This window comes from Syntrophomonas wolfei subsp. methylbutyratica (assembly GCF_001570625.1).
Taxonomy (GTDB): Bacteria; Bacillota; Syntrophomonadia; order Syntrophomonadales; family Syntrophomonadaceae; genus Syntrophomonas; species Syntrophomonas methylbutyratica.
In genome coordinates, this window is record NZ_BBQT01000013.1 from 65,372 (window position 1) to 85,575 (window position 20,204).

Sequence of the window (20,204 nt, forward strand, 5' to 3'; positions counted from 1 at the left end):
ATTATATAATAAAAACGATTGTGCTAAAAAGAGGAATGATATGGCAAATTTCAATTTTTTTAACCCCATATCTACTGAAATGGAACTGCTGGAGCGGGAGCTAAGCAAAAAGCTGGATAGCCGCATAGAGTTACTTAATGAATCGGCGGTACACTTGATTAAGGCTGGAGGCAAGAGACTCCGCCCCGCTTTCGCCTTGTTGTCGGCTCATTTTTATATGGATGATTTAGCGGAAGTAATTCCCCTGGCAGTGGGACTGGAGCTCATACACATGGCCAGTCTGGTTCATGATGATGTTATCGACAATTCCCAAACCCGGAGAGGAACAGAAACCGTGAAAAGCGCTTGGGGAAACCGGGTTTCCATATACGCCGGGGATTTTATCTTTGCCCGGGCGCTGTCTTTAATTGCTGCTTACGAGCGCAGCGATGTGGTAGATGTATTGGCCGAAGCCAGTATGAAGATATGTGAAGGCGAAATAATTCAGATGATGAGCTGCTATAATGTCAAGCTGGGGCTTAAGAATTACCTGCGCAGAATTGAAAGGAAGACGGCCTTGTTGATTTCTGTCAGCTGTCAGCTGGGAGCCATGATAGCCCATGCTCCGGAGCAAGAAGTCAGGGCTTTGAGGAATTATGGTTATTACCTGGGAATGGCCTTTCAGGTTACTGATGATATCCTCGATATTATCGCGGATGAACAGGTTCTGGGCAAACCCACGGGAAGCGATATCAAGCAGGGGGTAATTACCCTGCCCGCCCTCTATGCTCTAAGACATAGTCACAGGCGGGAAGAACTGGCTCAGCTGCTGGCTTCACCCGAAGCCTGCCGGAATGAAACCGAAAAGATTATTGATATTATTATCGATACCGATGGCATAGACTATTCTTATTATATAACCCGGCATTTCGCGCGCAAAGCCCAAAAACAACTGGCCTTCCTGCCCGAACTGCCGGTGAAAAAGAATCTTTATAATATCGCTGATTTTATTCTCGCACGTGAGTTTTAGGAAGTAGAGGCGAAATTGTGGCGTTACTAAAGGATTTAACCCCTGAAGAAAAACAAACCTTAATAGAGCACCTGGAAGAGCTGCGCAAGTCCTTGATAATAAGCATTATTGCTATTATAGCAGCGGCAGTCTTTTGTTTTTACTATAACGAAGAAATACTGTCCGTAATTATTTCCCCCTTGTCTGGTTTAGGCGAAGGTCTGGTAGTAATCGGTGTAACCGAAGCATTTTTTATAAAGCTTAAACTAGCCTTTTACGCGGGTTTTGCCCTGGCTTTTCCGATAGTAGCCTGGGCTATCTGGCGTTTTTTCAAGCCCGCCCTCTATCCCGGAGAGAGAAAATATGTTTATATATTGCTTCCGGTAAGCGTTCTGCTCTTTTCCACCGGGATTCTTTTTTCCTATTTTGGCATACTTCCCCTGGTTCTAAAGTTCTTTATTTATATGCAGGGACCCAGTCTGGAAAACATGTTTACCGTGGAACGCTATGTTTCCTTTGTAACCGCCTTTACCATTCCCTTCGGTCTGGTCTTTGAGCTGCCGGTGGTAGTATTTTTCCTGGCCAAGTTCGGGATTATCAAAGCCGAAACTTTAAGCAAAAACAGAAAGTATGCCCTTTTAGCCATAGTAGTAATTGCCGCCGCCCTAACCCCCGGACCGGATCCCATATCCCAAATGCTGATGGCCGGACCCGTTTACTTCTTATATGAAGTAAGCATAATCGTGGCCAAAATGGCCAAACCGAGGAAAAAGCCCGAAGAGGAAGAGAGTGGAGAACCCCGAGAGCCAGAACCAGAAAGGGAAGAAAAGCCCAGAAAGCCTGAAGAGGAGAAAGAAGGCGAGGAGCAAGCTACAGTAGATGAAAGCTAGATATGGCGTTGTTATGGGATTTTGTTCTGCTTTACAAAGGAAATGCTTTTTGTCATAATAGCACTAAGCATGGAGAAGGGACAGGCATTTTTTCACCTGTAAAGATACACAATTTCTCCAGAAAAGATATCAGAAAAAATAGTAAACAGTAAAGAGACAAAGGAGGGAGCACTTTGTTCGGCTTAATTGGAAACTTCGGACCATGGGAATTGCTTTTGATACTGGTTATTGTTTTGATAGTTGTAGGACCGGGGAAATTGCCTCAAGTAGGCAAATCACTGGGAAGTGCCTTACAGAACTTCAGAAAAGCCAAAGAAGAGGATTTCGAAGAACTGGAAGAGAAAAAGGATAAATAAGGGGTCTGATTTCAGACCTCTTTTTAATAATCCCCCCAGATAGGGGCAACAACTACCGATGGAAAGTGAGCTTAAAGTTTATACTAACGAAACAGGGGTTGAAGGCCATACTATTTCCTATCTACCTGGATTTGGAAGCCAAAACCGGCTTGATTGTCGGCGGAGGGCAGGTCGCGGAAAGGAAAATTGAAAATCTACTGGATTATGGCATGAATATTCGGGTAGTAAGCCCGCAAGCCCGCGCAAGGATACAAGAGTGGGCCGAGCAGAGCATTATCCAGTGGCAAGCCCGGGACTTTTGCGAAAGTGATCTGCAGGGAGTTTTTTTGGCTTTTGTCGCCACGGATAATAATAGTGTGAATCAGGCCGTGGTAGAAGCCTGCCGTAAAGCAGGGGTACTGGTCAACGCTGTTGACGACCCCCCTAATTGTGACTTTTATGTACCGTCCATTGTCCGGCGCGGTTCACTGGTACTGGCCATTTCTACTGAAGGGAAGAGCCCCTTCTTCGCCCGGAGACTGCGGGAAGAACTGGAGAATACCATTAGCCCCGCGTATGGGGAATTTGTTGAAATAATGGGAGAAGTCAGGGAAGAGATAAAAGAAAAGATTCCTGATATTACAGTGCGCAAGAAGATATTTGCAAGCCTGGTCTATTCCGATGTACTGGAATTACTCAAGGCCGGGGAAAAAGATAAGGCAAGGGAGCGAATTGAAGCATGTATGTCCTCCTGGCGGGATTAAATCATAGGACAGCTCCGGTAGAGGTGCGGGAGAGGTTTTCCATCTGCGGAGCAGAGCTAGCGCAGGCTTACCAGGAACTAAAGAGCCATGCGGATTTGGAAGCCTCCGTTATACTCAGCACCTGCAACCGTACGGAAGTATATGCTACCGCGAAGGATATTCAAAAAGGCTTTCAAGTCCTGGAAGCCTTCCTGAGCAAATATGCCCATATGGATGAAGAAGATTTGATAAAATATCTCTACCAGCCCAATTGTTATGATGCCATCTTGCATCTTTTCCGGGTGGCTTCCGGTTTGGACTCCATGATTATGGGCGAACCCCAGATACTGGGGCAGGTCAAAGAAGCCCATCAAAAGGCCATGGAAGCCGGGGCTTCCGACGGAGTGCTTAACGCTTTGTTTCAGAGGGCCATTTATGTGGGCAAAAAGGTGCGAACTGATACTGACATTGACCGGCACCCGTTTTCCGTGAGCCATGCCGCGGTGGAACTGGCCCGCCAGATACTGGGTGATTTAGACAATAAAAGCGTCCTGGTAACCGGTGCCGGGGAAATGAGTGAAACCACCATCCGCTATTTAATGGCCAACGGATTAAAGTCGGTTATTATTTCCAACCGTTCCTATGACAAAGCGGTTAAGATGGCGGAAAACTTTAACGGTAGGGCGGTATATTTTAACCAACTGCCCACCGAACTGAGCCGGGCGGATATAGTAATAAGCTGCACGGCTGCCAGCCACTATGTACTGAAGGAGGATAATTGCCGCCAGGTACTGGAATCCCGCCAGGGCCGAGAAATAATAATGATAGATATTGCGGTTCCACGGGACATCGACCCGGCTCTAAAGGATATTCCCGGCGTGTTCCTCTATGATATCGACCAGTTGGAAAATGTAGTGGATGCCGGCTATGAGGAAAGGCAGAGCGTGATTCAAGAAGCCGGGCAGATAATCCTTGATGAGTTGGAGAAATTTAACGATTGGCTGGGCAGTCTTTATGTAGTCCCGGTGATAAAAGCCCTTAAGCAAAAAGGGGAAATTATCAAAGAAAATGAGATAAAAAGGGCCTGCAACCGCCTGGGGAAACTATCGGAACAGGAGCAGAACATAATAGCCTCCATGGCCAATTCCATAGTAAATCAAATCCTGCATTTCCCCATGGTGAATCTCCGAGAGCTGGCCGCCACCCAGCAGGGGCATCTTTATGCCGAAGTGGCGAAAAAGCTCTTTGCTCTGCAAATAGACAATGAGGAGTATGAAAAATATGAGAAATTTGAGATTGGGAACCAGGGGTAGCCAACTCGCGTTATGGCAGGCCCGGCATGTGGCCTCCCTCCTGGAAAGCTCCCTACCTGATCTCAAGGTGGAAATAAAGACCATCAAAACTACCGGTGATAAGATACTCGATGTAGCCCTTTCCAAAATAGGAGATAAGGGGCTTTTTACTAAAGAAATCGAAAAAGAACTACTGGCCGGAGAAATAGATATCGCTGTTCACAGCATGAAAGATTTGCCCTCAGAATTGCCGCTCGGCTTATGTATAGCAGCCGTGCTGGAAAGGGAAGACCCCCGGGATGTTTTGCTCTCGCACAAAAACTATAGTATGGAGGACTTGCCCCATGCTGCGCTAATAGGAACCTCCAGCCTGCGCCGCATCGCCCAGCTCAAAGCCTGGCGTCCGGATCTGCAGCTGGTGGATATGCGGGGTAATGTCGAGACCCGTATCCGGAAAATGAAAGAACAGGATTTGGATGGAATCATTCTGGCCTGCGCCGGAGTTAAAAGGCTGGGCCTGGAAGAAATGATAAGCGATTATCTCCCGGCCCACCTGGTTCTGCCGGCGGTCGGGCAGGGAATGATAGCAGTAGAAGCCCGGGCCGGGGAGCAGGATGTTCTTAAGTTCTTGAGCCGAATAAACCACCAGGATTCCTTCCTCGCCGGCCAGGCAGAAAGAGCTTTTCTGCACGAGCTGGGAGGAGGCTGCCAGGTACCGGTGGCCTCCATGGCCGAGCTACGAGGAGGACAGCTCCATGTCCGGGGACTGATTGCCTCCCTGGACGGAAAAGAAAAATATAGCGGTTCCTGTGATTGTTCCCCGCCGGAGGCCGAAGAAGCCGGGCGTGAGCTCGCCCGCAGCCTCCTGCAGCAGGGCGGAGCCGCCATCCTCTGCGCAACTATTAATTCCCCCGATGGGAGATGATGATATATGGAGAAAAAAGGAATGGTTTACCTTATCGGGGCCGGACCCGGAGATCCCGGCTTGTTCACCCTGAAAGGCAAACGGGTGCTGGAGAAAGCCGAAGTAGTCGTCTATGACCGGCTGGTGGGAGATGAAATCCTCTCCATGGCCAATCCGGACGCCGAATTTATTTATGTAGGCAAAGCCTCATCCCGGCACGCCTTGTCCCAGGATGAAATCAACGTTCTGCTGGCCGAAAAAGCCGCTCAAGGCAAAATAGTAGCCCGCTTGAAAGGGGGCGACCCCTTCCTCTTTGGCCGGGGCGGAGAAGAAGCCCTGTATCTGAAGGAGCGAGGCCATAGATTCGAAGTGATACCCGGAATTACCTCTGCCATCGCCGTACCAGCCTATGCCGGAATACCGGTAACCCACCGGGATGCCACTTCCAGCCTGGCCATAATTACCGGGCATGAGAAGCCCGGCAAGCAGGAAAGCTCCATCCACTGGCGGGAGCTGGCGAGCGGCATCGGCACCCTGGTTTTTCTGATGGGAGTCGAGAACCTGGAGTTCATTTGTGATAATTTAATCAGCCACGGCCGGGAGCCCAGCACCCCCGTAGCTTTAATAAGGTGGGGAACCCTTCCCCGGCAGCAGGTCTTAAGCGGTACCCTGGAAAATATCGTTAAACGAGTAAAGGAAAGCGCTTTTCAACCCCCGGCCGTCATAGTGGTAGGGGAAGTAGTGAAGCTGCGGGAAGAGTTGAACTGGCTGGAAAGCCAACCCCTCTGGGGAAAACGAGTAGTCATAACCCGCGCCCGCGCCCAGGCCAGCCAGCTGCTGGAAAGAATCAGAGATTTGGGAGGGCAGGCCATAGAATTTCCCTCCATTAAAATAGAAAAAGAGAAGAACCTGGCGGCACTGCATAATGCCTTTAAGAATATAGGCCAGTATGACTGGATAATATTTACCAGCATCAACGCGGTAGATATATTCTTCGCCGAGAGCCGGCAGGCCGGGCTGGATATCCGGGATTTGCAAGGTATAAAACTGGGCGCTATCGGCCCTGCTACCCGCGATAAACTGCTGGCCCGGGGATTGCGGGTGGATGTCGTACCGGAAGATTACCGGGCGGAAGGCATCCTTAAGGAATTGAGGGAAAGAATCAAGCCCGGGCAGTGGATTCTCCTCCCCCGGGCCCGGGGAGCCAGGAGCATTTTGCCCGATACCCTGCGCCGCTGGGGAGCCCATGTCAACGAAATATATTTGTACCAGGCCATTGCGGCCAGCCAGGTCAGCCAGGCCACCCTGAAGAATATAATTGCCGGGAATATGGATTATCTAACATTTACAAGTTCCTCTACTGTAAGCAATTTTGTTAAAATAATCGGGGCGGAGAACATCGCCGGATTAAAAGGAAAGGTCAAGGTGGCCTGCATCGGTCCGGTAACCGCCGACACTGCCAGGGAAAACGGTTTTAGCGTTGATATCCTGGCCCAAGAGTATACCATTAATGGATTGCTGGAAGCCATATTGGAAGACCTTTAGATATTGAGGGAGGGAGAATTATAATGATAGGATGCACCAAGCTGCTCTGTGGAACAGCCACCGTTTCCGAAGTAATCAAATACAGCGGGCATGAAGGCGCCGTGCCTCCCCAGCTTTTGCAGTTTTCGGACCGCAACCGGCCCCTGGTGGTCTGGAACGTGACCAACCGCTGCAATCTGCGCTGCAAGCACTGCTATATAGAAGCCGAAGACCGCAAGTACCAGGACGAACTGAGCACGGAAGAAGCCCGGGAGATGATTAATGACCTGGCCGCGATGAAAGTTCCGGTACTGCTCTTTTCCGGGGGCGAGCCCCTGATACGCCAGGATATTTATGAACTGGGACAAATGGCGGCGGAAAAAGGTTTGCGGCCGGTAATCTCCACTAACGGCACCCTGATTGATGATGCAGTGGCCCGGAAGATAAAAAAGGCCGGTTTTCAATATGTGGGCATTAGTATAGACGGGGCTCCGGCCACCCATGACGAGTTCAGAAACCACCCCGGAGCATTTGCCGATGCCTTGCGGGGAATCAGGGCCTGCCTCAATAACGGTGTCAAGACCGGCATTCGTTTTACGGTCAACAAGTATAACCAGGACGATTTGCCGGAGATATTTGAAATCATTGAAAGAGAAGGCATACCCCGCTTCTGCATGTATCACCTGGTTTATGCCGGACGCGGCCGGGAAATGGCCGATATGGACACCAGCATCGGGGAAAAACGCGATATACTGGAACTGGTCAGCCGGAAAACCGTTGAACTTTATGAAAAAGGGGTAGAAGTGGAGATATTGACCACCGATAACCATGCTGACGGCATCTTCCTGCTTAATCATATAAAAGAACAGCAGCCCGAGCGCCAGGAAGAAATCGAACAATTATTGCAGATGCACGGCGGCTGTTCCGCCGGAACCAAATTTGCCAATATCGACCCCCGCGGCAATGTACATCCCTGCCAGTTCTGGCAGGACTATACAGTAGGCAATATCAGAGAAAAACCCTTCAGCGAAATCTGGACCTCAGATGATGAATTGATGATAAAGCTGCGGGAGAAAGATAAGCATGTAAAAGGCAAGTGCGGGGACTGCAGTTACAAATCCCTTTGCTCCGGCTGCCGTATCCGGGCCCGCGCGGTCTATGACGACCTCTGGGCCGAAGACCCCGCCTGCTATCTGACCCAAGCTGAAATGAAGTAAATAGAGATATAAAGGAGGGCGGTAGAGATGGGATTTCCTATACAGCGGATGAGAAGATTGCGCAGCAGCGAAACCCTGCGCCGCATGGTGCGCGAAACCACTTTGCGCAGCAGCGATTTCATTTATCCACTTTTCGTTATTTACGGCCAGGACAAAAAAATACCGGTTAACTCCATGCCCGGAGTTTTTCAGTTCTCCGTAGACCGTTTGCCCGAGGAGATAAAGGAGATAGATTCCCTGAAGATTCCCGCCGTGCTCCTCTTCGGCCTGCCCGAACATAAAGATAGTGTGGGCAGCTCCGCCTACCAGGACAGCGGAGTAGTGCAGGAAGCAACCCGGCTTATAAAGACGATCTGCCCGGAAATGCTGGTAATTACCGATGTCTGTCTTTGCGAGTACACCGACCACGGCCATTGCGGACTCATTGACCAAAAGGGCGTAGTAGATAATGATAGCACCCTGGATTTACTGGCTCAGGAAGCCCTGTCTCATGCCCGGGCCGGTTGTGATATCATAGCCCCCTCTGATATGATGGATGGAAGAATCGGATATATAAGAAAAGAACTTGATGATAATGGCTATAAAGATATTCCCATTATGGCTTATGCCGCCAAATATGCCTCCAGTTTTTACGGACCCTTCCGGGATGCGGCCGATTCCGCACCCCAGTTCGGGGACCGCAAAAGCTACCAGATGGATGGAGCCAATATCCGGGAAGCCCTGCGTGAAGTAGCTCTCGACATCGAAGAAGGGGCCGACATAGTTATGGTTAAACCGGCTTTACCTTATCTGGATGTAATAAAGGCCGTCAAAGAGAAATTTGCCTACCCCACGGCTGCCTATAATGTCAGCGGGGAGTATGCCATGATAAAGGCCGCCGCCGCTTGCGGCTGGCTGGATGAAGAGCGCGTAATGATGGAAGCCCTCACCTCCATAAAACGAGCCGGAGCTGATCTGATAATAAGCTACTTTGCTAAAGACGCTGCTCGGGTTTTGCAAGAGGTGTAAGGGAAAAATTGATTATTCTCCAGAGGAGGGTTTATTATGCTGGTATCCTGGAACACCACCAACCAGTGCAATATGTTCTGCGACCACTGTTACCGGGATGCAGGAGCCCGGCTTGAGGACGAGCTTAGCACGGAGCAGGCCAAAAAACTCATTGAAGAAATAAAAAAAGCCGGTTTCCGCATAATGATTTTCAGCGGCGGAGAACCCTTGATGCGCCCCGATATCTATGAGTTGGGGCAATATGCCACCCGGCAGGGCTTAAGGGTAGTTATGGGAACCAATGGCACCCTCATAAGCCCGGAAGCAGCCCAAAAACTAAAAAGCGCCGGATTCATGGCCGCCGGGGTTAGCCTGGACAGTCTTGATCCCGCCAAGAACAACGCCTTTCGCAAGCTGGACAACGCTTTCCAGCTCACCTGTGAAGGGATGCAGAACCTGAAAGCCGCCGGCTTGCCTTTTCAAGTCCATACCACCGTAATGGACTGGAATGTAGATGAGCTGGAAGCCATCTGCGACTTTGCCATAGAAATAGGAGCCATGGCCTACCATGTTTTTTTCCTCGTACCCACCGGCAGAGGAGCCGATATAGAAGAAGAAGCCCTGCGCGTGGCCGAATATGAGCAAACTATTGCCCGTTTGATGGAGAAACAAAAGAAAATCCCCATTGAGCTGAAGCCCACCTGCGCCCCCCAGTTCATGCGCATCGGGGAGAAGAAGGGGCTTTCCCTGCGCTTTTCCCGGGGCTGCCTGGCGGGAATAACTTATTGCATCATAAGCCCCCGGGGTGATGTACAGCCCTGTGCCTATTTGGACATAGCCCTGGGCAATGTGAAAGAGCAAGCCTTTGACCGCATCTGGGCGGAAAACCCCATGCTGCAGGAGCTGAGGACCATGGATTACAAGGGCAAATGCGGTATTTGCGACTATAAGGACAAATGCGGAGGCTGCCGCGCCCGCGCCTATTACTACAGCAACGGAGATTACATGGCCGAAGATGAGTGGTGCCTTTACCAGCCCCCGGATGCCAGGAAGAGATGAAAGAGATGAATGCATTAAGCAGGACTGATCGGGAAATATTAAATATATTGCAGGCAGATTTTCCCTTGACTACCCGGCCCTACCACGATGTGGCCGAGAAAATGAATCTGGATGAAGAAGAAGTCATAGCCCGTATTCAGGCTATGAAAAACAGCGGCTTAATCCGGCGAATCGGGGGAGTAATGGATGCCAGAAGCCTGGGGTTCTATTCTACCCTTTGTGCCTGCAAGGTACCGGAGCAGCGCATTGATGAAGTGGCCGGGATAATCAACCGGCAAAAAGGAGTTACCCATAATTATATTCGCGACCATGAATATAATATGTGGTTTACCCTGACTGCTCCCTCGCAGGATAAAGCCATGCAGATAATGCAATCCCTGCAAAGTGATGCCGGAATAGAAGTAATAAGTATGCCGGCCAAGCAGGTATATAAGATAAAAGTTTCCTTTGAAATGAGTGACCTCAATGCCCTATGATAGTACTGACAGAGAAATAATGCGTTTTTTGCAGGGTGATATCCCCCTGGAATCACGTCCTTACCGGAGCCTGGCAGAGAGATTAGAGCTCAGCGAAGAAGAGATTGTTCTTCGCGTAAGGCAGCTCCGGGAAAAAGGATTCTTAAGAAGGATGGGAGCCGTCCTGCGCCATCGCCAGGCCGGGTTTGCCGTAAACGCCATGGTGGCATGGAAGCCCGAGAAGGAAGAAGAGGCTGACCGGGCCGGGAAGATAATGGCCGGTTATAAAGAAATCAGCCATTGCTATATCCGGGAAGTTCCGCCTGACTTTGATTACAGCATTTTCTCCATGATTCATGTAAAGAATGAAGAACGCCTGGCGGAAATCATTGAGGAAATTTCTTTGCGAACAGGAATAGGAAAATACATTATAATAAGAAGCAGCAAAGAATTAAAAAAAGAAAGCATGCAGTATTTTTGAGCATATGGTAGCATGGCAGCAGGCAAGAGAACCGTCCCCATGCCTGACGACCCATGCCTGAAAGGGAGTACTATGAGAACAGAGCGGTCGATTGAACTTTTTGCCCGGGCCCGGGAGTATATACCCGGGGGTGTAAATAGTCCCGTCAGAGCTTTTAAGGCCGTGGGAAACAATCCTCTATTTATCAAGGAGGGTCACGGCTCCAAGGTTTATGATGTGGATGGCAATGAGTATATAGATTATGTTTGCTCCTGGGGACCACTGATTTTAGGACATAGCCATCCCCAGGTGGTACAGGCTATATGTGAAGCCGCGGAAAAAGGCAGCAGCTTTGGCGCTCCCTGTGAACAGGAAATCGAGCTGGCCCAGTTAATATGCGAAGCCATACCCTCGGTGGAAAAAGTGCGCATGGTGAATTCCGGAACCGAGGCCACCATGAGTGCGGTGCGCCTGGCCCGGGCTTTTACCGGCCGGAACCACATCGTCAAATTTGAAGGTTGTTATCATGGACATGCCGACCATTTTCTGATACAGGCCGGCTCAGGATTATTGACCGCTGGCGTGCCTACCAGTCCCGGGGTGCCCGAAGCCTTTGCCCGGCATACCCTGGTGGCTCGCTATAATGAACTGGATTCAGTAGAAAGACTCTTTGCACAAGCCCCGGCGGACATAGCCGCCGTGATAGTAGAGCCGGTAGCGGGCAATATGGGCCTGGTACTGCCTGAGCCCGGTTTTTTGGAAGGCCTCCGGCAGATTACCAAAAGATACGGCGCCTTGTTGATTTTCGATGAAGTAATCAGCGGTTTCCGCTTCTGTTTTGGCGGTTACCAGAATATAGTGAATATTGAGCCCGACTTGACTACTTTGGGTAAGATAATCGGTGGGGGATTACCGGTAGGAGCTTATGGGGGCAAAAAGGAGATCATGGATAGGATTGCCCCGGAAGGGGATGTTTACCAGGCCGGTACCCTTTCCGGCAACCCCCTGGCCATGGCTGCGGGAAGCGCAACCCTAAAGATTCTGCGGGAGGGTACATTCTACGAGCTGCTGGAAAATACTGCGGACAGCCTTTGCGGGCAACTGGATCAGGTGCTCGCAAGATATGATAGGCAGATAAGCATGAACCGGGCAGCATCCCTGTTTTCCATATTTTTTACTGAGGACAAAGTCCGGGATTATCCCTCGGTCATGCGCTCCGATACCGGCAAATATGCCCGTTTCCACCAGCAGTTGTTGCGGGGAGGAGTATATTTCCCCCCATCCCAGTTTGAAGTCTGTTTTATTTCCGCTGCTCATGACGAAGGGGATGTTGAGAAGACCCTAAAAACCGTGGATAAGGCCCTGCAGCAATTATAAGCTGAGGAGATGCTAGTTCTTCTGCTTTAAAAAATGACTCTACTGCAAAAGGCCCTTTTTGGTGCAGAAGGGTTGCATAAATATACAAAGCGAGCGTTGGCGAAGCATGGATGCAGCACCCTGCGGGTACTCCTGATGTTCCATCCTGCGGATGTCACTATTAAGGTTGCACCGGCGAAGGCGAGCAGGCGAAAGGGGGCGAGCGACAGGATGTCGCGAGAGCGCTTCACCCTTCGGGTACGCCTGGTGTTCCACCCTGCGGGTGTCACCGCAGGTGTTACCCATGCGAAGCGCCCTGTCGGGCACAACTGATGCTCCCTGTGGTCGCTATTAAGGACGCTGGAGCGGTATATTTATACAAGCCAATGAATACTAATAACTTTTGTGGGAGGGGAGGACGGTGGAAAATGTCCTGGACTGGGAGTGGTTTATCAAGAAGTTTGAAGCCCTTAGCAAGATAGATTTAAAGGCTTACAAGCGACCGCAGATGGAGAGGCGTATCAATAGTTTTATGCGCTCGGTAAATGCTCCCGACTACAAAAGCTTTGTAGATTTGTTAAACAGTGACAAAACGATTTATCGTCGTTTTTTAGACCATATTACCATTAATGTTTCCGAGTTCTTTCGCAACGCCAATCACTGGGAAGTGCTGGAGAAGGAAATAATCCCCTTGCTGCTTAAGGAGCGCAGCAGCCTGAAGGTGTGGAGTGCAGGTTGTTCCACTGGGGAAGAACCCTATTCCCTGGCCATTATGTTTAAGGAAAAGGGTTTTCCTCTGTCCGGTAGCATATTATCCACCGACCTGGACATCGAAGTACTGGAGAAGGCAGGTATGGGGCTCTACACCAATAAGGCGGTACAAGGTCTTTCCCCGGAGCAGCTGAAAAAATATTTTGAAAACCAGGGCAGTTATTACCAGGCCAAAGATGAACTGAAAAAGATGATTAGTTTTCAGAGGCACGACCTCTTGAGGGATATATTTCCCCGGGACTATGACCTTATTCTCTGCCGCAATGTGGTAATATATTTTACAGAAGAAAGCAAATTCAGTCTTTATCAAAGATTTTCCAATTCTCTTAGAAGTGGCGGAGTACTTTTCATCGGCAGTACTGAGCAGATTTTTCAGGCCCGGGAACTAAACTTGAAATCCATAGCTACCTTTTTTTATCAGAAATATTAATCATTATCTATAGAAGAAAAAACTTTGTCTATCCAATCCAAAAAGCAGGAAATACGATATAAATGGCGAAAGGTTAATGTTGATTGTATTTTAAGTCAAGGCCGAGTTCAGCACCGGGGCTTTGACGGTAAAATTGCCGTAGGCAAGAACATATAATATCCGTTCATGGGGGTGGTAAGCTACAACTGCAGTAAGTAAAAACCAGGTTATGGTTAAAGAACCCTGAAAACAATTAGTGAAAAGGAGGAATGAACTTGAAGGTTCTAGTATGTGTTAAGCAGACATTTGACACAGAAGCCAAGATCGAATTGAAGGATGGCAAAATAGCCGATGCCGGTATCAACCTGATTATTAATCCCTATGACGAAGTAGCTGTCGAAGGTGCCATCCAGTTGAAAGAAAAGGGTATAGCCAAGGAAATAGTTATTGTTGCCGCTGGTTCCGACAAAGCCATGGATGCCATTCGTACCGCCCTGGCTATGGGTGCTGACCGGGGAATACTGGTGCAGCAGGATACCGCTGCTGATGAGTTTGCCAGAGCCGTTGCCCTGGCTGAGGCTATCAAAGCAGAGAACCCGAACATTATTCTCGCCGGCCATGTTGCGGCTGATGATGGTTCATCCCAGGTTCCCACCCGCGTAGCTGAGATTTTGGGCCTGCCCCATGTTAATGTTATCACTGCTGTTGAAATTGCTGGCGACAAGGCCACCTGCACCAGTGAAGCTGATGGCGGAACTCAGGTAACCGAAGTAAGCCTTCCGGCGGTAATCTCCAGCCAGGTTAGCTGGAATGAGCCCCGTTATCCGTCCATGAAGGGTATTATGGCGGCCAAGAAGAAACCGGTTGCCACCGCAGCTGCTGCGGCTGCTGAGAACAAGGTAAAAATCCTTGAATTCAGCCTGCCCCCGGCCAAAGCTGCTGGTATCAAGCTGGAAGACGAGCCGGAAGTATGCGCCACCAAGTTGGCAGAGTGGATGAAGAATACGGTTAAGGTTGAAGTAAAATAGCTTTAAAAACCTTATTAAAAATAAAAGGAGGGTAATTGATGGCAGGGACATGGATATTTGTAGAACAAAGAGACGGTAATATCCGTAAGGTAACTTTTGAGATGCTCTCAGAAGCCAAGAAATTTGGCGATGAAGTAGCTGCTGTTGTTTTCGGAAAGGGCGTTGAAGCTCTGGCTCCCGAATTTGCCAAGTATGGTGCGGACAAGGTTTATGTTGTTGAGGACGATGTATTCGCCAACTACAACACCGGCGCTTATGTAGCTCAGATGGTAGCTATGATTAACGAGTTCAAGCCCAATGCAGTGTTATTTGCTCATACCTTCAATGGCAGAGATTTTGGTTCCAGACTGGCGCAGAAGCTCCAGTTGGGTCTGGCCACCGATGCTATTAAGGTAGAAGTGAGCGCAGGCAAAGGTGTATTCACCAGAGCCATCTATGCCGGTAAAGCCCTGGCTAAAGTTGAAGTTGCCGGCGAGCCCGTTCTGGGCACCATTCGCCCTGGCGTATGTGAAGTTGGCAACACCGCTGGTGCCGGCGCAGTGGTAAAACCCGCTGTAGCCGCTACTGCTGCTGATGTTTACCAGACTGTGAAGAGCTTTGTCCCCACTGTTTCAGCCCGTCCGGAACTTACTGAGGCTGATGTAGTTGTATCCGGTGGCCGCGGCTGCAAGGGCCCCGATGGAATCAAGCTGGTGGAACAGCTGGCTGACCTTCTGGGCGCTGCCGTAGGCGGATCCCGTGCATCCATTGACTCTGGCTGGCTGGGACATGAACTGCAGGTAGGACAGACCGGAAAAGTAGTTAACCCCAACCTCTATGTGGCAGCTGGAATTTCCGGAGCTATCCAGCACCTGGCAGGAATGTCTTCCTCCAAATTTATTGCGGCTATCAACACCGATACTGAAGCTCCGATATTCAATGTATCTGACTTTGGCGTGGTTGCCGACTTGTTCAAGGTTATTCCGACTCTGGTAAGTGAATTAAAGAAATAGTTATTTAACAACCGGGGGATGGTATTTACTGGATATACGTCAAACGTATATCCAGTAATAACCTTGTTTTTCGCTTGCTTATTAAGGAGGGAATTGGATAATGATTTTTGGATTTCACCCATTAGAAGGTGGTTACGATGTCCCGATGCGTGTCGTTGGGGCCAACATTCCCTACGAATGGCTTATTTATCTTATAATGCTCATCCCCGTTAGTGTATTTCTCTTTGGTTTCTGGAAGAAGTTGGAAGTTTGGCTCTTGGCCAAAGGCGAGATTCACCGGAATGACAAAATTGCACAGCGCATCTGGTCCTGGTTTGTTTTCTCCTTTGCCCAGGCGCGGGTAATAAGAAAACCGCTGGCAGGCTGGATGCATGCTTTCCTGTTTTGGGGATTTTTACTGTTATTCATGGCTGCAGGCATAGATGCTATGCACAACATGATTGGCTGGCCCCACCTGGAAGGCAATATTTATATTGGCATGTCGTGGATAGTTGACGTTATCGGCTTTTTGGGCTTAATCGGCATTATAGTATTGGCTTTCGTCAGATACCTCCAAAAACCGGAACGTTTGAACGATACCAAGTCATCTGATGGTTGGATTATTCTTTTAATTATTGCCATCTTACTGACTGGCTACTTTATTGAAGGTCTTAGAATTGCCGCTCAGATCAAGCTGTCCACTACCCTGCAGCAGATTGCCTATGAGAGGGTGGCATCACCTTTCGGTTGGATGTTTGCCAGTTTCTTCGGCAGCATGAGCGTGGATGCGATGCTGATGTGGCATCGGTTATTGTGGTGGTTCCACATGGCCATCGCGTTCCTCTTTATTGCTCTGGTACCCTTTACCAAGCTCTGGCATATATTTGCCAGCATGCTGAACTATGCTTTCCGCGATCTGGAACCTTCCGCCAACCGGATGGTATATAATATCGAAGAAGCAGAAACCTTTGGCGTGGAGAATATCGAAGATTTTGGCTGGAAAGACCTGCTGGATCTGGATTCCTGTATCCGCTGCGGCAGATGCCAGGAAAACTGCCCAGCCTATAATACCGGTAAACATTTGAATCCCAAGATTACTTTGATTCAAAACATGAAAGCCCATCTTGATGCCAAAGCTCCGTATCTTTTAGCAGCCAAGGCCAGTGGAGCGGAAGTGGAAGAAATGGCTATGACTGAAGAGGCGGCGGCTGAAGAGGTTAATCCCATGGAACAGAGCCTGCTCTACGATGTAGTGGGCAGTGAAACAATTTGGGATTGCACCAACTGCCGGGCCTGCATGGAGCACTGCCCCATGTTCATCGAGCACATTCCGAAGATTGTAGAAATGCGCCGCAACCTGGTTATGTGGCAGGGTGACATGCCTGGTGAAGCCCAGATGGCCTTTACCAACATGGAACGTAACTACAATCCCTGGGGTGTGGGCTGGGCCGGTCGTGCCGGATGGCTGGAGGAAAGAGGCGTCAGAGAGATGGTAAATCTCCTGCCTGAAGACGGCAAAGAGTTCGAGTACCTGCTCTATGCCGGATGTGCCGTATCCTTCGACGATCGCTATAAGAGAGTGGGAGAAGCCCTGGTAAGATTGTTGAACAAGGCCGGAGTAAGCTTCGGTTACCTGGGAACGGAAGAGTATTGCTGCGGCGACTCGGCCCGGCGTCTGGGTAATGAATATCTTTACCAGACCCTGGTGAGCCAGAACCTGGAGTCCTTCAACAATTATGGGGTTAAGAAAATAATCGTAGTTTGTCCGCATGGATATACTGCTCTGAAGAATGAATACCCACAGATGGGTGGCAATTATGAAGTATATCACTACACTGAAATCCTGGCCAAGCTGGTAGCTGAAGGCAAACTGAAACCCAGCAAGCCGCTGGGCGTAAAGATGACCTATCATGATTCCTGTTTCCTGGGACGGCACAACGGGGTCTATGACCAACCGAGAAAGGTCCTCAAGGCTGCAGGCGGACAGGTTATTGAAATTGAAAAGGCCAAGGAATTTGGCTTCTGCTGCGGCGCCGGCGGAGGACGCATGTGGCTGGAAGAAGAAGCCGTACAAAAAGATGGTATTCAGTACAAGCGCATCAATGACACCAGAACTGACCAACTGCTGGTGCCGAATCCAGAAATGATTGTCACCAACTGCCCGTTCTGCCTGACCATGATTGCTGACGGTGTAAAAGCGGCTGAAGCCGAAGAAAACACCAAGGTATTCGATGTGGCTGAAGTACTCTGGAAGGCTATGGAGTAAGGAAGATAAGCCTGAGCAAAGCCGGTCTCTGACAATCGCAGCTTAAGGCTTAAGTCAAAAGAGTATATTATTAGGCAAAAAAACAAGACCCCGGAAGGGGTCTTGTTTTTTTGGAAGTAAGGGGTGAGGAGTTATTCTTGCCTACTTTTCATCGGTGGTTGCGGCCACCGGGCCGTGGGTGGTTAGTGAACAAAGATAATTTTCATAAATCTTGATTATTAAACCCCCAATCATGATAAAATACAAAATAACAAAGAAACGGACAACCGCAGCTGCATCTGACAAAAGGACAGACCCATTTATTCGATCGGAAAGGTGACCGTCCCCATGTCAGGTTTTTGATGGAAGGGGCGATTACAGTGAGACTGGCTGTTTATCCGGGGAGCTTTGACCCGGTAACCAATGGACATATTGATATTTTGGAGAAATCGAGCAAGATATTTGATGAGATTATCGTAGCGGTAATACATAATGTCACCAAAAAGGCCCTTTTCTCCCTGGACGAACGGGTAAAGCTTATTGAGGAAAGCACCCGGCACCTGAGCAATGTCCGGGTAGACGCTTTCAGCGGACTCCTGGCCAATTACCTGGAGGACAAGCAAGCCTGTGCTATAATACGAGGTTTGCGAACGGTGACTGATTTTGAATATGAGATGCACATGGCCATGATGAATAAAAAATTGATACCAAATATTGATACCATGTTTTTCATGTCGGACAGCCAGTACACCTTTATCAGCTCCAGTGCGGTAAAAGAAGCCGCCCTGCTGGGAGGGGACGTAGGCTCACTGGTCCCCCCTGTGGTAAAAACCGGGCTGGAAGAGAAGATGATGAACGATGGTTAAACTATTGTTCAATAAGGCACAAGTAAAAAAAGCGGGGGCGGTTAGAATATACTGCCCAGCGCCAGAATAAGTCCGGGCCTGTCCCCTGACTTATAGTGATTATTATAGTGTATAATAGCAGCCCTCTCCGGGAAAAACCTAATAGAAGAAAAAAACAGGCTTTCCTTAACGGGAAAGCCTGTTTGATACAAATAAAAAGTAAGATTCTACTGCAAAAAGTTATTAATATTCATTGGCTTGTATAAATATACCGCTCGCAGTCTTCGCATGGGCAACACCTGCGGCTTGTCTCGCGGCTCAAGGGGTACACGCTAACCTCCCATCCATGGTCGTATAGCGCTCTCGCGACGTCCTGTCGCTCGCCCCCTTTCGCCTGCTCGCCTTCGCCGGGCGTTGCAACCATGCTTCGCCAACGCTCGCTTTGTATATTTATGCAATCCTTATGCAACAAAAGGGGTTTTCGCAGTGGAGTCAAAGTAATGATTAAGAGGCTATTAGTTTACGGGATCTTCACCGGCACCGCCGCTAGCACCTACAACAACTCCACCACTTTCGGTTTTATTCAACAAACTTAATCTGGTATGTGGTAGAAGCCTCGGCTCCGGTTAGGGTAAAGATCAACGGGCTGTTAGCTATTAGAGTGGAACCGCGAACATCGCCATCCTTGCCGCCTTTAAGAGCAAATATAATCAGAGCCATATCCAGAATATTATTGTCGGTGCTGGCAGCACTTGCCTCCGGTAAGCTTTGATTATTACGGCAAAGGAGTTTATATAGATAACCGCAATGACCCGGTTGACAAATAGGAGGATACAGGTGTAAAGGGGTGGGGGGGTAGTTGTTGGTGGGTAGTACCTATAGCAGTATTCACTTACCCGGAGAAACGGAATGAACCGGACCGGTTTAAGCTAGTGTTCCCGTTTATGCCCGGGTTGGTTTTTTCATTACCTTGTTAGTAATTAGATACCCTATGATAAAATAAGATAATAAGGAAAGGGTGCTGATAGATGTGCCAGAGATATTAGACCCCAAGGTAGACCTGGCTTTTAAGAAAGTATTTGGCTCCCAGGAAAATAAAAGCATCTTACTCAGTTTTCTTAATGCAGTGTTAAACTGGACCGCAGAGCAAAAGATTGCAGACGTAAAAATCCTGAACCCTTACCTTGAACCGGAGAATATTGATGATAGTGTGGGCATACTGGATATCAAACTGCAATTAGAAAACGATGACCTGGTGGATGTAGAAATGCAGATTGGCAACCTGGGCAACATGGAGAGACGCAGCAGCTATTATGCCTGTCGCATGTTTGGCGACCAGAACATAAGCAGCGGAAGATATCAAGACCTTAACCGGGTAATCGCCATAAACATATTGGATTTTACCAGGATAAAACTTACTAAACGTTATCACACAATATTCAGGTTGCGAGAAACACAGGAGAATATAGACCTGACTGATGCAATAGAGATTCATTTCATCGAGTTGCCTAAACTAAAGCAAGAAATAGCGAGTTATACCAACCCGTTGGATAGATGGGTGGTATTTTTGAAAGGAGGATGGGATATGGAACTTATTGACAGGTTGGCTAAAGAAGATCCCGCCATCGGGAAAGCGAAACGGGTGTTGGAACAAATGGCTTCCAATCCCAGGGAAAGAGAACTCTACGAACTCAGACGAAAAGCCATATTAGACAGAAATTCAGC

Annotated in this window: 20 protein-coding genes; 19 read left to right on the forward strand and 1 reads right to left on the reverse strand. The window is 49.0% G+C overall.

Annotation, left to right across the window (positions count from 1 at the left end):
- Window positions 1-40: 40 nt before the first annotated feature.
- From AWB54_RS10180 to AWB54_RS10265, 17 genes are all read left to right on the forward strand, one after another.
- On the forward strand, window positions 41-1,009 hold the full coding sequence (locus AWB54_RS10180; RefSeq protein ID WP_061214496.1) for a polyprenyl synthetase family protein: 969 nt from the start codon (window positions 41-43) through the stop codon (window positions 1,007-1,009).
- A 17-nt stretch (window positions 1,010-1,026) separates the two neighbouring features.
- Window positions 1,027-1,878: a twin-arginine translocase subunit TatC gene (tatC, locus tag AWB54_RS10185; protein WP_061214497.1), complete on the forward strand. Its 852-nt coding sequence runs from the start codon at window positions 1,027-1,029 to the stop codon at window positions 1,876-1,878.
- Window positions 1,879-2,051: 173 nt separating this feature from the next.
- Window positions 2,052-2,234, forward strand: coding sequence for a twin-arginine translocase TatA/TatE family subunit (gene tatA / locus AWB54_RS10190; RefSeq protein ID WP_061214498.1), 183 nt, complete (start codon window positions 2,052-2,054; stop codon window positions 2,232-2,234).
- A 98-nt stretch (window positions 2,235-2,332) separates the two neighbouring features.
- Window positions 2,333-2,977: a precorrin-2 dehydrogenase/sirohydrochlorin ferrochelatase family protein gene (locus tag AWB54_RS10195; protein WP_061214499.1), complete on the forward strand. Its 645-nt coding sequence runs from the start codon at window positions 2,333-2,335 to the stop codon at window positions 2,975-2,977.
- Window positions 2,953-4,269 carry a glutamyl-tRNA reductase gene (gene hemA, locus AWB54_RS10200; RefSeq protein WP_061214500.1) on the forward strand — a complete coding sequence of 439 codons (1,317 nt, stop codon included), beginning with the start codon at window positions 2,953-2,955 and terminating at the stop codon, window positions 4,267-4,269. Before AWB54_RS10195 ends, hemA begins: the two co-directional genes overlap by 25 nt.
- Window positions 4,238-5,173 (forward strand): hydroxymethylbilane synthase, encoded by a 936-nt coding sequence (gene hemC / locus AWB54_RS10205; RefSeq protein ID WP_061214501.1) that lies wholly within the window; start codon window positions 4,238-4,240, stop codon window positions 5,171-5,173. Before hemA ends, hemC begins: the two co-directional genes overlap by 32 nt.
- 6 nt (window positions 5,174-5,179) lie before the next feature.
- Window positions 5,180-6,697, forward strand: a complete 1,518-nt coding sequence (gene cobA, locus AWB54_RS10210; protein ID WP_061214502.1) for a uroporphyrinogen-III C-methyltransferase — start codon at window positions 5,180-5,182, stop codon at window positions 6,695-6,697.
- A 23-nt stretch (window positions 6,698-6,720) separates the two neighbouring features.
- A complete protein-coding gene (locus AWB54_RS10215; protein WP_061214503.1) occupies window positions 6,721-7,893 on the forward strand; it encodes a radical SAM/SPASM domain-containing protein in 1,173 nt (390 codons plus the stop codon).
- A 27-nt stretch (window positions 7,894-7,920) separates the two neighbouring features.
- Window positions 7,921-8,901: a porphobilinogen synthase gene (gene hemB, locus AWB54_RS10220; RefSeq protein ID WP_061214504.1), complete on the forward strand. Its 981-nt coding sequence runs from the start codon at window positions 7,921-7,923 to the stop codon at window positions 8,899-8,901.
- A 36-nt stretch (window positions 8,902-8,937) separates the two neighbouring features.
- A complete protein-coding gene (nirJ2, locus tag AWB54_RS10225; RefSeq protein ID WP_061214505.1) occupies window positions 8,938-9,939 on the forward strand; it encodes a putative heme d1 biosynthesis radical SAM protein NirJ2 in 1,002 nt (333 codons plus the stop codon).
- A complete protein-coding gene (ahbA, locus tag AWB54_RS10230; RefSeq protein ID WP_235811157.1) occupies window positions 9,936-10,415 on the forward strand; it encodes a siroheme decarboxylase subunit alpha in 480 nt (159 codons plus the stop codon). The genes nirJ2 and ahbA overlap by 4 nt, the downstream gene beginning before the upstream one ends.
- Entirely contained in the window at window positions 10,405-10,875 is a 471-nt protein-coding gene (ahbB, locus tag AWB54_RS10235) for a siroheme decarboxylase subunit beta (RefSeq protein WP_061214506.1), read from the forward strand. Before ahbA ends, ahbB begins: the two co-directional genes overlap by 11 nt.
- Before the next feature lie 72 nt (window positions 10,876-10,947).
- Window positions 10,948-12,231, forward strand: a complete 1,284-nt coding sequence (gene hemL, locus AWB54_RS10240; RefSeq protein ID WP_061214507.1) for a glutamate-1-semialdehyde 2,1-aminomutase — start codon at window positions 10,948-10,950, stop codon at window positions 12,229-12,231.
- Window positions 12,232-12,631: 400 nt separating this feature from the next.
- On the forward strand, window positions 12,632-13,411 hold the full coding sequence (locus tag AWB54_RS10250; protein ID WP_061214509.1) for a CheR family methyltransferase: 780 nt from the start codon (window positions 12,632-12,634) through the stop codon (window positions 13,409-13,411).
- A 248-nt stretch (window positions 13,412-13,659) separates the two neighbouring features.
- Window positions 13,660-14,418, forward strand: a complete 759-nt coding sequence (locus tag AWB54_RS10255; RefSeq protein WP_061214510.1) for an electron transfer flavoprotein subunit beta/FixA family protein — start codon at window positions 13,660-13,662, stop codon at window positions 14,416-14,418.
- Window positions 14,419-14,456: 38 nt separating this feature from the next.
- Window positions 14,457-15,410: an electron transfer flavoprotein subunit alpha/FixB family protein gene (locus AWB54_RS10260; protein WP_061214511.1), complete on the forward strand. Its 954-nt coding sequence runs from the start codon at window positions 14,457-14,459 to the stop codon at window positions 15,408-15,410.
- 100 nt (window positions 15,411-15,510) lie between these two features.
- Window positions 15,511-17,655: a heterodisulfide reductase-related iron-sulfur binding cluster gene (locus tag AWB54_RS10265; RefSeq protein WP_061214512.1), complete on the forward strand. Its 2,145-nt coding sequence runs from the start codon at window positions 15,511-15,513 to the stop codon at window positions 17,653-17,655.
- A 141-nt stretch (window positions 17,656-17,796) separates the two neighbouring features.
- Here the strand turns inward: AWB54_RS10265 and AWB54_RS15950 are convergent, their stop codons facing one another.
- Window positions 17,797-17,940, reverse strand: coding sequence for a hypothetical protein (locus AWB54_RS15950; RefSeq protein ID WP_160328944.1), 144 nt, complete (start codon window positions 17,938-17,940; stop codon window positions 17,797-17,799).
- A 74-nt stretch (window positions 17,941-18,014) separates the two neighbouring features.
- Here AWB54_RS15950 and coaD point away from each other — a divergent pair, with 74 nt between their 5' ends.
- Together coaD and AWB54_RS10275 are read left to right on the forward strand one after the other, a co-directional pair.
- Entirely contained in the window at window positions 18,015-18,500 is a 486-nt protein-coding gene (coaD, locus tag AWB54_RS10270; protein WP_061214513.1) for a pantetheine-phosphate adenylyltransferase, read from the forward strand.
- 1,009 nt (window positions 18,501-19,509) lie between these two features.
- Window positions 19,510-20,204: Rpn family recombination-promoting nuclease/putative transposase (locus AWB54_RS10275; protein WP_160328945.1), on the forward strand; the 695-nt coding region annotated here is incomplete at its 3' end.

Bases quoted from the DNA above. Each gene is read 5' to 3' on its own strand.
- AWB54_RS10180 (WP_061214496.1), top strand. From the start codon at position 41: ATGGCAAATTTCAATTTTTTTAACCCCATATCTACTGAAATGGAACTG.
- hemA (WP_061214500.1), top strand. From the start codon at position 2,953: ATGTATGTCCTCCTGGCGGGATTAAATCATAGGACAGCTCCGGTAGAG.
- hemC (WP_061214501.1), top strand. From the start codon at position 4,238: ATGAGAAATTTGAGATTGGGAACCAGGGGTAGCCAACTCGCGTTATGG.
- cobA (WP_061214502.1), top strand. From the start codon at position 5,180: ATGGAGAAAAAAGGAATGGTTTACCTTATCGGGGCCGGACCCGGAGAT.
- AWB54_RS10215 (WP_061214503.1), top strand. From the start codon at position 6,721: ATGATAGGATGCACCAAGCTGCTCTGTGGAACAGCCACCGTTTCCGAA.
- hemB (WP_061214504.1), top strand. From the start codon at position 7,921: ATGGGATTTCCTATACAGCGGATGAGAAGATTGCGCAGCAGCGAAACC.
- nirJ2 (WP_061214505.1), top strand. From the start codon at position 8,938: ATGCTGGTATCCTGGAACACCACCAACCAGTGCAATATGTTCTGCGAC.
- ahbA (WP_235811157.1), top strand. From the start codon at position 9,936: ATGAAAGAGATGAATGCATTAAGCAGGACTGATCGGGAAATATTAAAT.
- ahbB (WP_061214506.1), top strand. From the start codon at position 10,405: ATGCCCTATGATAGTACTGACAGAGAAATAATGCGTTTTTTGCAGGGT.
- hemL (WP_061214507.1), top strand. From the start codon at position 10,948: ATGAGAACAGAGCGGTCGATTGAACTTTTTGCCCGGGCCCGGGAGTAT.
- AWB54_RS10255 (WP_061214510.1), top strand. From the start codon at position 13,660: ATGAACTTGAAGGTTCTAGTATGTGTTAAGCAGACATTTGACACAGAA.
- AWB54_RS10260 (WP_061214511.1), top strand. From the start codon at position 14,457: ATGGCAGGGACATGGATATTTGTAGAACAAAGAGACGGTAATATCCGT.
- AWB54_RS10265 (WP_061214512.1), top strand. From the start codon at position 15,511: ATGATTTTTGGATTTCACCCATTAGAAGGTGGTTACGATGTCCCGATG.